Origin of the sequence: Lachnoclostridium sp., assembly GCF_031997925.1 — a bacterium.
Taxonomy (GTDB): domain Bacteria; phylum Bacillota; class Clostridia; order Lachnospirales; family Lachnospiraceae; genus Lachnoclostridium.
The window spans coordinates 67,530-79,089 of sequence record NZ_DAMADT010000004.1; the positions used below are offsets into that span (position 1 = coordinate 67,530).

General features: G+C 37.0%; 10 protein-coding genes and 1 pseudogene. All 11 read left to right on the plus strand.

Annotated features, from left to right (window positions below; translation table 11 throughout):
- Positions 1–139: 139 nt before the first annotated feature.
- The gene (locus RTP52_RS04460) at positions 140–1,471 is read left to right on the plus strand and encodes an MATE family efflux transporter (RefSeq protein ID WP_331660899.1); all 1,332 of its coding nucleotides are present in this window, start codon (positions 140–142) and stop codon (positions 1,469–1,471) included.
- A 116-nt stretch (positions 1,472–1,587) separates the two neighbouring features.
- Positions 1,588–2,859, plus strand: a complete 1,272-nt coding sequence (locus tag RTP52_RS04465; RefSeq protein WP_312369457.1) for a glycosyl hydrolase family 18 protein — start codon at positions 1,588–1,590, stop codon at positions 2,857–2,859.
- A 409-nt stretch (positions 2,860–3,268) separates the two neighbouring features.
- Complete coding sequence (locus RTP52_RS04470; RefSeq protein WP_312107115.1) at positions 3,269–3,691, plus strand: bacteriohemerythrin; 423 nt, start codon at positions 3,269–3,271, stop codon at positions 3,689–3,691.
- A 445-nt stretch (positions 3,692–4,136) separates the two neighbouring features.
- Positions 4,137–5,711 (plus strand): 23S rRNA (uracil(1939)-C(5))-methyltransferase RlmD, encoded by a 1,575-nt coding sequence (gene rlmD / locus RTP52_RS04475; protein ID WP_312369459.1) that lies wholly within the window; start codon positions 4,137–4,139, stop codon positions 5,709–5,711.
- A 72-nt stretch (positions 5,712–5,783) separates the two neighbouring features.
- Positions 5,784–6,002, plus strand: a complete 219-nt coding sequence (locus tag RTP52_RS04480; RefSeq protein ID WP_312369461.1) for a YdbC family protein — start codon at positions 5,784–5,786, stop codon at positions 6,000–6,002.
- A 168-nt stretch (positions 6,003–6,170) separates the two neighbouring features.
- Positions 6,171–6,866: a DsbA family oxidoreductase gene (locus tag RTP52_RS04485; RefSeq protein ID WP_312369463.1), complete on the plus strand. Its 696-nt coding sequence runs from the start codon at positions 6,171–6,173 to the stop codon at positions 6,864–6,866.
- Positions 6,867–6,969: 103 nt separating this feature from the next.
- Entirely contained in the window at positions 6,970–7,734 is a 765-nt protein-coding gene (locus RTP52_RS04490) for a DUF3788 domain-containing protein (protein ID WP_312369465.1), read from the plus strand.
- A 242-nt stretch (positions 7,735–7,976) separates the two neighbouring features.
- Entirely contained in the window at positions 7,977–9,116 is a 1,140-nt protein-coding gene (locus RTP52_RS04495; protein WP_312104103.1) for an aldo/keto reductase, read from the plus strand.
- Positions 9,117–9,225: 109 nt separating this feature from the next.
- Positions 9,226–9,888 (plus strand): response regulator transcription factor, encoded by a 663-nt coding sequence (locus tag RTP52_RS04500; protein ID WP_312369467.1) that lies wholly within the window; start codon positions 9,226–9,228, stop codon positions 9,886–9,888.
- Positions 9,885–10,898: a sensor histidine kinase gene (locus tag RTP52_RS04505; RefSeq protein ID WP_312369469.1), complete on the plus strand. Its 1,014-nt coding sequence runs from the start codon at positions 9,885–9,887 to the stop codon at positions 10,896–10,898. The genes RTP52_RS04500 and RTP52_RS04505 overlap by 4 nt, the downstream gene beginning before the upstream one ends.
- A gap of 274 nt (positions 10,899–11,172) precedes the next feature.
- A pseudogene (locus RTP52_RS04510) lies at positions 11,173–11,560 on the plus strand (ABC transporter ATP-binding protein); the annotation flags it as partial.

An 11,560-nucleotide genomic window follows, 5' to 3' on the forward strand; every position in this document is an offset into this window, starting at 1 on the left:
CAGTTATTATGATAGTTGGAGTATACATAATTCAAACAAAGAAGATGAAATACTCATAAGTAAAACAGAACGGTAAAGACTATGTTATAAAATATATGAAGTACTAAGGAAAGGAATTAATAAATCAATGAAGGGTGACATGACAACTGGGAATCCCGGAAGAACCTTAGTTAAATTTGCTATTCCTATGGTTTTGGGAAATTTATTTCAACAAGCATATAATCTAGCAGACACAATGATAGTCGGAAAGAAGGTAGGCTCTAATGCTCTGGCAGCAGTGGGAACTTGTTCTTCAATCACATTTTTATTTATAGCAATTGCGACGGGTGCTGGTATTGGTGCTTCCGTTGTAATATCTCAGTATTTTGGTGCAGGGAAATACGGGAAAATGCGTAGTGCAATACGCACCGTACTCATTACGATGCTCATTATAAGTTCTTTTATAACCGTTTTAGGATTATTATTAAATCGAAGTATTCTACATGCGATGAATACACCACCAGAAGTATTTGAAGATACAGCGGTTTATCTTGGTATCTATTTTATGGGAGTAATCTTTTTATTTTTATTTAATACACTGAACGCGATATTTAATGCACTTGGAAATTCAAAAGTACCATTAATATTTTTAGCATTTAGCTCGGTACTAAATATTGTACTAGATTTGGTATTTGTAATTAATTTCAATCTAGGTGTTGCAGGTGTAGCCTATGGAACCTTAATCGCACAGGCGTTATCTGCGGTATTATCATTTCTAGCACTGATTGTTTACATGAAAAAACAAAATATACAAGAAGAATCAAGGTATTTCGACTTTGAAATCTTAAAAACTGTTGGAAAAATTGCAGTTCCATCCATTATACAGCAATCCATTGTTTCAATTGGTATCGTCTTAGTACAAGCTCTTGTAAATCGATACGGTGCTGACGTTATGGCAGGCTATGCAGCAGCCACAAAAATCGATTCCGTAGCAATTATGCCTATGGTTAATATCGGTAGTGCTATGTCTACATTTACTGCTCAAAATATAGGGGCAAAGAAGCCTGAACGTGTCGCAAAAGGCTTACGTGGAGCATTATCGATGGTTTGGATTTTTGGATTATTTATTGCAGGTATCCTATATCTTTATGGGGAACAATTTATTGGTTTCTTCGTGGCAAATGATGCAAGCAAAACAGTTTTAGAGGTTGGGATTGAGTACTTAAGAGTGGTATCCGTTTTCTATGTTATTATGGGGACCATGAACAACTTTAACGGTGTGTTACGAGGTGCAGGAGATATGAAATTCTTTATGATTGCAACACTTTGTAACCTAACATTTAGAGTTCTACTTGCGTATGGTCTTGCTGCTTTATCAGGTATTGGCTATCATGCGATTTGGTGGTCCATTCCAGCTGGTTGGGCAGTTGCTCTTATTGTAGCCTGTGCCCGTTATGCTTCCGGACGATGGAAAATAATTCGAACAGTGTAGAGTTTCCAGAAAAGAAGGTAATTTAAACGTTTCTGTGTAAAATAATAGGTTTAGAAACAGGTTTTATTCATATTCTTCTTTGTGTTGTAATATGATTAAAAAAAACGGAAATTTATATGGAAATTCATGTAGTAAAACCAGGTGACAGCGTATTTTCAATTGCAAATCAATATGGAGTATCCGTACAGCGTCTCATTTTTGATAACGAGATTTATACACCCGAGAATTTGGTGATCGGTCAAGCACTACTAATTCTTCATCCAACCAAGATATATCAGGTTAAGCCTGGAGACACGCTTTATTCCATAGCTCAGAATTTTCAAGTTAGTGTTATTAGCTTGATTCGCAACAATCCGTATATCATACAGGACCAACAATTAAGTGAAGGTCAGGTTCTAGTCATAACGTATGAAGGAGTTAGAGATAAGACTATCTCTACCAATGGATATGTTTATCCTTATGTAAATCATCAAGTATTAGAGCAAACACTTCCGTACCTTACAAATCTAAGTATCTTCTCGTATGGATTTACTACAGAAGGGGATTTAATACCTCCAGATGACGAGGAAGTACTGGAAATAACAACAAAACATGGAGTAGGACCTATATTAACGCTAACACCTTTAGATGAAAATGGAATGTTCAACAATGCGTTAGTAAGTGCTGTTGCACAAAACGAGGCGGCTCGAGATCATTTAATTGATGAACTGTTAGTTGTGGTAAAAGAAAAACAGTATGTTGGTGTTAATGTCGATTTTGAGTATGTCAAAGGAGAAGACCGTATTGGTTTTGCTGAATTTGTTGCAGAATTAACAAGAAGAATGAATGAAGAGGGCTTCTTTGTTTCAGTAGCATTGGCACCTAAGACAAGTGAAAATCAGCCTGGTTTATTATATGAGGGTATGGATTATCGCTTGCTTGGTGAGGCAGCTAATAGTGTTTTTTTAATGACGTACGAATGGGGCTATACCTATAGTGAACCGATGGCTGTTGCACCAATCAATTTGGTAAGACAGGTAGTTGATTTTGCAATAACTCAAATACCAGTTGATAGGATTGATTTGGGTATTCCAAACTATGGCTATGACTGGGCTCTTCCTTATGTCAAAGGAGAGACAAAAGCAAGATCGATTGGCAATATTGAAGCAGTTCAAATCGCCGCTGCAAATAATGCGGTTATACAATTTGATGAAGTGGCACAAACCCCATTTTTTAAATATACTCGTGATGGAGTAGATCATGAAGTTTGGTTTGAAGATGTAAGAAGTATCAAAGCAAAATTTGATCTCGTGAAAGAATATGATTTACGAGGTGTTGGCTACTGGCAATTAATGAGATTATTCCGCTCAAATTGGTTGTTACTAAATTCAATGTTTGAAATTTTATAAATAAATTCAGGTTAGAAGGTAGGCATTATGAGGTTGTCATGATGCTTACCTTTTTTGCTATGCGTCTTTTGGGACTAATCTAAAATAATGTATAAAAATTAGTAATAAAAAATTTAAGTTTATAAACAAAGACTTGTATATGGGGATATAAATATAGTGAATCTACCGATGTTGCACCAATTAATCGGGAAAGAAGTACGGGATTATCCATAACTCAAATGCAGAGTAATAAAATTGATATGAGTATTACAACTACGGTTAAGACTGGGTTTTTTTATGTTATAGGTGAGGTCAGTGCAAAGCTATTGTGTATAAATATTAAAATTGCTAAAATTTATACTTGACGAACGAGTTGTTACGTTGTACTTTATAATTAGTAATTAAGTACTAAATACATAAGAGGTGGGAAATGTTTGATTTTGCATTTGATTGGATTAAAGAGTTAGAAACAGGAGATGAATTAATAGATCAGCAACACAAAGAGTTCTTTCGTATTGGAAGAGATATTGAGCAATTACTTGTGAGAAAGTGCATTGGAGTTCAAGAACAAGAGTTACTAGATATCGTATGTGAACTCAGAGAGTATGTTTCCTACCATTTCTATTCAGAAGAAACTATAATGCGTCAAAAAGGATATTCAAATTACGAGCTACACGTTAAGGAACATCTAGGATTTCGTAAATTTATTATGGAGATTGACTGTCCAGCATTAGCTAAAAATCCATATAAGGAGTTAAAGGCGTTAAAATCAGCGATTCAATCTTGTGTATTTAATCACATGATGGGTGAAGATGTGAGAATGATTAAGGAAATCCAACTTAAAAATAATTAGGGAAATAAGTGGTTTAAGCAAAATTAAGGATAGAGTATTTTGCTTAAGCCTTTTTTCATTGTTTTACTTGAGGTAGAATAAATTATTGTTAAATTATTATGCTAGTAAATAAATAGTATTTTATAGACATGTTTGGTTATGTTTGTTATAATCGGATAGAATTTAAAAGATAGGCATAGGAGCTTAATACTTATCAAGATAATTAATATTAAAATTTAAAAACCCAGAATAATTTGGACATAAATGACTGAAGTATGTTTAATAGATTTGATAACAGCCTAAAAAGCCATAGTTTCAAATTAGAGACAAAAGTAAGATATTGAAAAAATAGAAAAGTAAAAAATAGAAAGTAAAAAATAGAAAAGTAAAAGATAGAAAAGATAAAAGATAGAAAAGGTAAAAGAAGATAGTGATAATTGGTTATACAAAAAGAAGGGAAACGTAAATGATGAAAAATTCTTCAAGAATAAATAGTGATAAAAAAACGAGTAGCGCTACAGTGAAGGGAAATACATCTTGGAAAGGAAATACTTCTGCGAAAGGAAGTATGACTAGAAAAGAAAATACTTCTGAGAAAGAAAGTAGGAACGGAAAAGAAAATATAAACAGTAAAGAAAATATGACTAGAAAATTAAAAACTTCTACGAAAGCAAATATAGCTGGGAAAGAGAAAATGAAAGGTCAGAATGCATATAAGGAGTCTAATGATTATAAGGGATCTAATGGAAAGCAAGAAAAGACTTATTATAAAAAGGAACAAAATGAGAACATCAATCCTAAGTCACAAAGTAAGGGGCTTATAGACAAGAGTAAGGATGGGAAAAAAACAGTAGATAAGGGGAGTACACTTAGAACTAACAAAAAGAAAAAATATGGAGAATATGAGTGTTCGCATTCTAAAAAATGTGGAGGCTGCCATTACCTAGACCTACCGTATGAAGAGCAACTAAAAATAAAGCAGAAACAAGTATCGAAACTATTATCTGATTTTTGCAAGGTCCATCCAATCCTAGGAATGGAACATCCTTATCATTATAGAAATAAAGTACAGGCTGTATTTGGTCGTGATGCAAAAGGAAATATAATATCTGGTGTTTATAAAGAGGGAACTCATCAAATAATTCCTACTACCTCTTGTTTAATAGAAGATAAAAAGGCAGATGAAATTATTGGAACAATTCGTGGTATGTTAAAATCCTTTAAGATAAAAACATACGATGAAGATTCCGGCTTTGGTTTACTTCGCTATGTGCTAGTAAAAAGAGGTTTTACTAGTGGCGAAATCATGGTTGTTTTAGTAATTGCATCTCCAATACTACCATCAAAGAAAAATTTTGTAGCTGCTCTTAGAAAAGCTCATCCAGAAATTACAACAATTGTGTTAAATATCAACAATCGTACCGATAGTTTGATTCTTGGAGATCGTGAAACTGTTCTTTATGGAAAAGGATATATTGAGGATACCCTATGTGGAAATGTATTCCGTATATCATCAAAATCCTTTTATCAGGTTAACCCTGTACAAACAGAACGCTTATATCAGTTAGCGATTAAAGCAGCTGGACTAACAGGCAAAGAAAGAGTGATAGATACTTATTGTGGTATCGGTACAATTGGTCTAGTCGCAAGCAAAAACGCGAAAGAAGTACTTGGCGTTGAGGTAAATAAAGAAGCAATAAAGGATGCAATTGCAAATGCTAAGCGCAATGGCATTACAAATGAACATTTCTACAACTCAGACGCCACAGAATTTATGATTGCTATGGCTGAAAAAGGAGAAAAAGCAGATGTAGTATTTATGGATCCGCCAAGAGCAGGAAGTACAGAACAGTTTATAGATGCAGTTGAGAGCATACAGCCAAGCAAAGTTGTTTATATTAGCTGTAACCCTGTTACGCTGCAGAGGGATCTAAAATATTTTATAAAGAAGGGCTATCATGTGAAGGAAGCTTGGCCAGTGGATATGTTCCCTTGGACAAATCATGTGGAGACGTGTTGTCTGCTATATAAGGTGAATTAAGAAGTAAATAGGTAATAGATGCTTCGTCGTAATGACAGAATAAACTGATGTGTGAAAATGAGGTGAATTAGTATGCCAGACATTAAATACGATATAATTGAAGAAATCGGTGTATTATCTGAAAATTCAAAAGGTTGGAGAAAAGAAGTTAATCTCATCAGTTGGAATGGTGGTGAGCCTAAATATGATATTCGTGACTGGGCTCCAGAACATGAAAAGATGGGCAAGGGAACAACTCTGACCAAAGAGGAGATAATGAAATTAAAAGAGATCTTGAATACGATAGAGTAATAATTGAGCCAGCACATATTCCAGGTGTTGGCTCTGACTTTATGAGGGAGAAAAGTGAAGGAACTTATGGCTGAACGGTTAGTTGGAGATATGAGGCCTTAAGAGATGCACAAAGAAATGAGTGGATATTGTTCATACTATAAAATAGAAGAGATAAGGAGTGATATTATGAATAATGTAACCGTAGAGTTTTTCCATGATGTAATATGTAGCTTTTGCTTCCCTATGTCATATAGGATGCGTCAGCTCCAGAAAATGATGCCAGAGGCTCAAATCGTGCATCGATCTTATGCGTTGGTCAAATCGGAACGCGATTTTGACGAGATGTTTGGTTCAAGAGCAGCGGCTAAGAACGAAATTCTGAGTCATTGGGAACAGGCAAATCAAAATGATGACCTGCACCGATTTAACATCTCTGGAATGCATAAGGCAGAATTTCCATTCCCGTCTTCCATGAAAGTACTTACTGCATGTAAAGCGGCATACTTCACTGCAAGCGACGCTGGATATTGGGATGTTTTTGACGCTCTACAAAATGCCTTATTCGTACAAAACCGCAACATTGAGGATCCGGATATCATTAACGAGTGCATCAGGCAAAGTGGCATAGACTTAGAGAAATGGGAGCAACATTACAGTAGTGGTGATACAAAGGATGCGGTGGAGAATGACTTGATTCTTGCAAAACAATATGGCATCGAAGGGGTTCCATGCCTCATCATAGATGGAAAATATCGAATCAGTGGTGCACAGCCACTTGCACAAATTATCCAAGCTATCCAAGGTGCTGCTGAAAATAAAGAGAAAACCTCCTCTGAAGGTGCAGCATGTCGATTGGATGGCGGTAAAATAAATTGCGATTGATTAACTTGCCGTAGATATGTTACAACGCAAAAAAAATACGCCAACCCTTTTTCAAACTCGATTAGTGAAGAACGCCCTTTATGGGTGATAGGAGGTTACAACCATGAGCGAAAAAACAGAACTGCAAAAGGTTAGCGAGGAAACCATGCGCTTTCTGCGAGGAAAGTATGTTTTAGATGAAGTGGGAAATGGCAAAGATGAATTGAAATTCCGTAAAGGCGGGAAAACGGTGCTGACTATCTATATACGAGAAGACTGTTATGATTTTCTCGTTATTTTCGGAAAAGCAGAACGTGAAATATTTGAGGCGCGGCGCAATGAATTTCCGCAGAAGATACAGGGAATTTACGATAACAGCAAAACACATCATGACGGCAAATGGATGTTTATTTCCGCTGCCGATTTACATACGCTCGAAGCTGTCAAGCAGCTTATTTTGATTAAGAAAAAGCCTAACCGAAAGCCGTTTCCGAAAGAGCAGGCGGTCTATGCCAGTTGCGGACACCGTTGCGATTTGTGTGTGCATTATAACGGTGGAACAATTAGCGAGGAGTTTCGGGCGGAGTTGAAAGAGCGACTGATACGTGTATACGCGGGGGGTGTAGGCGATGGGGGGTATTGGGGCGATGATATGAAGTTGTGTGATGGCTGTCATACCGGGGGATTAGATAAAGGCTTTAACTGCGATTCATTGAAATGCGCGGCGGAAAATGACGTTGATAAATGCCAAAATTGTCATAAAAATCCTTGCGATAAGGCACATCATTTATATCAAGGGCTAAAACCTGAAATCCACACAAATATTATTGCTGCCGACGATGTTACATGGGTAATTCTACCTTATGTGTATGAGCAATACGGAAATTAAGTGGGATAACAACTAAATAGGGTTCAAATTAAGGGTTCCCAAAGATTGGAGCATTTCAGATTAGTGGTCGTTCTTTGGAAGCCCTTTTTTACATCTGTGAGAACCTATCTACGATTTTAAAGTTGATATGGTTGAGTGAATATTGTGCATTTTTACATAAGGTTGAGGGGACAGGTTATCATATTTCCTGTTATCCTACTATCATATTGACATGTGATTTTACAGTGATATGATGTCTATATATGATACAAGAAAGGTATGGTGTTATTATGCAAAAACGGCCATTTGGTAACACAGGTTTACACACTTCAATTCTTGGATTTGGTGGATTTCATTTGCTGGAGATCCCAGTAAGCGAGGCGAACTATCTATTAAATCGATATTTGGACGAGGGCGGTAATTATATTGAGACTGCTGCCAGCTATGGGGATGGTGAGTCAGAAAGAAAGATAGGACAATGTGTATCAGCAAGAAGAAAGGAATTCATTCTGGCAACAAAGTCAGGAGAACGTTTCAAGGACGGATTGTTAGCCTCCTTAGATCGTAGCTTACATAATCTTAATACGAATTATGTGGATCTTTTCATTATGCATGCTGTGGGAACTATGGAGGAGCTGGATCAGATACTTGCTCCCGGTGGGGCATTGGAAGGTGCATTACAAGCAAAAAAGGAAGGACGCATTCATCACATAGGAATCTCAATGCATGGCCAGCCCGATGTCTTAATCCGTGCATTAAAAGAATACCCTTTTGAGGCTGTGATGACGACCATTAATTATTATGATCATTTCAACTTCCCCGAGATACAAGAGGTATTGTTACCATTAGCACATAAGAATAATACTGCTATTATCTTAATGAAACCGGTAGCAGACGGTCTATTGTGGCGCAATGCTTCGCAGGCGTTCCGTTATGCCTTCAGTCAGCCGGTATCCATTGTCGTTGCAGGCATCAATAATAGAGAATTACTAGAGGCGGATTTACGTTACGCGAATGAATTCAAACCGATGTCAGAGGAAGAAATGGAAGACATATATACTAATTCTCCTGAGCTTGGTACCTATGTATGCAGACAATGTGGAAAATGCATGGTTTGCCCCGAGAACATTCCCCTTACGGATATCTTCCTATATGAGGGTTATTTCGATCGGCAAATGGCGGATGGTATCGTAACCAATGCTTCCGATTACGCCTTAAAGGAGCGGCTACGCTTTTGGTTTGGCAATCGAGATATGGCTATGAACCTTTATTCCAAACTGGAGGTTAAGGCTGATAGCTGCACCGATTGCGGCAAATGTACGCCGGAATGCCCTTACAGTATCGATGTAAGACGTAAGTTAGCAATCGCAGATTATAAGTTGGCGAAGAAGGATATTTTTTAACATTTTATATCATGATATGTAATGGTTTTGAAGGATAAAAATTAAAGGTAGGATTACTCTTGACATTGCAGTGAAAATCTATAAAACCTTATTCAAAGGAGGCTTGTGTGTGAAAATTTATATAATTGAAGATGATACAGTCCTTCGAGAAGAATTGGCCAAAATGATTGTCATTTATGGATACTCGTGCGATTATACCGATGATTTTGAAAACATCATTACGCTTGTACAATCTGCAAAGCCAGATTTAATTCTACTCGACATCAATTTACCCTATTATGACGGATATCATATTTGTCGTGAAATACGTAAACAATCTGAAGTGCCCATCATCATCGTCACTAGCCGTAATACAGATATGGACGAACTTATGGGTATGAATCTCGGTGCGGACGATTTTGTCACAAAGCCCTATAACAAGCAAATTTTGCTTGCCCGGATTGCGGCAGTGCTTAAGCGTACTGAACAGAAAACTCAAATGGAGGCTTTAGAACATAGAGGATTAATACTTTCGCTTGCTAAAAGTAGAGTAACGTTTAAAAATAAAACGGAAGAACTTACTAAGAATGAACAGCATATTCTTTCTATGCTTATCAAAAATTCTGGTCGTATCGTATCTCGGGAGGAACTGATGGATGAGCTTTGGCAGTCGGACGAATTTGTAGATGATAACACTCTAACGGTCAACGTTAACCGCTTGCGTCACAAACTGGATTCTGTCGGAGCAAATGATTTCATTTCGACTAAGCGTGGGCAGGGGTATTTGATATGAAGCTTACGTTATTTTTGAAAGATAAATTAATTTTCATACTGGGGCAGATTTGCATTGTTATTTTTGTCAGTGTAATATTAAGTATGGTTCACATAAGCACTGCGGCGGTACTGTTGATTTGTGGGTTGATTATTCTCATTGCTATAGTTTCGCTGCTACAGGATTATTCAAAACGCAGCAATTATTACAGGGGGATTTATAATACCCTCCATAATATGAACAAAAAGCAATATATTGCGTCTTTACTTGAAAACCCTACATTTGCGGATGCAGAGATTTTGTGCGATATTTTGCGGCAAGCTACGAAGGCAATGAATGATGAAATAGCTGATTATCAGATCCAAAGAGATGAATACAGAGAATATATCGAAACATGGATACACGAAGTGAAGCTGCCTATTTCCTGTATCATACTATTATGTGAAAACAACAGAAGTGATTCTTCGCGAAGCATTCTGGAGGAAATGGATAAAATTGAAGGTTATGTTGACCAAGCATTGTTCTATGCTCGCAGTACTAACGTGGAAAAGGATTATACCATCCGTTCTGCCTCTCTTGATGTATTGGTAAAAGCGGCGGTTAAAAAACACTCAAAACAGCTTATTGCTTGTAAAACGAGTATTCAAATCTCTGATATGGATTACACTGTTTACACAGACACAAAATGGCTGGACTTTATTCTAGAGCAGGTGATCTCCAACAGCATTAAGTACAAAAAGAATGACCTTACACTGTCTTTTAAAGCAAAGGAGGAAAATGCGAATATCGTCCTATGTATCAGTGATAACGGTATTGGAATTCCTACTCAGGATTTAGGCAGAGTATTTGAAAAGGGTTTTACTGGCGTAAATGGACGGCGGTTCGCAAAATCCACCGGCATTGGTCTATATTTATGTAAACAGCTTTCCGAAAAAATGGGGTTGGGATTTGATCTTAAATCGAAAGAACAGTTGGGGACATCAGTATTCATCATTTTTCCAAAGGATAAGCTGACTATGATTGCAGAATGAAAGTGAACAAATCGATAAAGGGCTCTCTACGATAAGTGGATGGCTCTTTTCTTATCTTACAGATTTGTTCGTTTTCTGTAAGCTAAATCGATGGTAAGACATGGAGTTCATTGCTATAATCTATCGTACTAAGAATAATAATTTGGAGGAAACCAATGTGAATACTATACTGAAGGTTCAAAATCTGCAAAAATATTATGGCGGTAAGGGTAATATTACGAAAGCTATAGATAATATCAGTTTTGATGTCATAAAAGGAGAATACATCGGCATTATGGGTGCGTCAGGAAGCGGTAAGACGACACTGCTCAACTGTATTTCCACTATTGATAGTGCCACAGCAGGACGCATCTTAATTGGAGGGCAGGACATTACGGAGATGAAATCCAGCCAACTCTCTAGATTCCGACGAGAAAAACTGGGCTTTATTTTTCAGGACTTCAATTTGCTGCATACTCTAACTGCTTATGAGAATATAGCACTAGCGCTAACGATTTTGAAAACCCCTGCGAACCAAATTGATGGTAGCATTAAAAAGGTGGCACAGTTGTTAAGCATTACTGATGTATTAAACAAATACCCTTATCAGATGTCCGGAGGACAGAAACAGCGTGTGGCTGCCGCCCGTGCCATCATCACAAATCCTGCCTTGGTACTGGCGG

What these genes read in the sequence shown, in the direction of transcription:
- RTP52_RS04490 (WP_312369465.1), top strand. Translation starts at nt 6,970, where the DNA reads ATGAGCGAAAAAACAGAACTGCAAAAGGTTAGCGAGGAAACCATGCGC.
- RTP52_RS04485 (WP_312369463.1), top strand. Translation starts at nt 6,171, where the DNA reads ATGAATAATGTAACCGTAGAGTTTTTCCATGATGTAATATGTAGCTTT.
- RTP52_RS04495 (WP_312104103.1), top strand. Translation starts at nt 7,977, where the DNA reads ATGATACAAGAAAGGTATGGTGTTATTATGCAAAAACGGCCATTTGGT.
- RTP52_RS04465 (WP_312369457.1), top strand. Translation starts at nt 1,588, where the DNA reads ATGGAAATTCATGTAGTAAAACCAGGTGACAGCGTATTTTCAATTGCA.
- RTP52_RS04460 (WP_331660899.1), top strand. Translation starts at nt 140, where the DNA reads ATGACAACTGGGAATCCCGGAAGAACCTTAGTTAAATTTGCTATTCCT.
- RTP52_RS04480 (WP_312369461.1), top strand. Translation starts at nt 5,784, where the DNA reads ATGCCAGACATTAAATACGATATAATTGAAGAAATCGGTGTATTATCT.
- RTP52_RS04470 (WP_312107115.1), top strand. Translation starts at nt 3,269, where the DNA reads ATGTTTGATTTTGCATTTGATTGGATTAAAGAGTTAGAAACAGGAGAT.
- RTP52_RS04505 (WP_312369469.1), top strand. Translation starts at nt 9,885, where the DNA reads ATGAAGCTTACGTTATTTTTGAAAGATAAATTAATTTTCATACTGGGG.
- rlmD (WP_312369459.1), top strand. Translation starts at nt 4,137, where the DNA reads ATGATGAAAAATTCTTCAAGAATAAATAGTGATAAAAAAACGAGTAGC.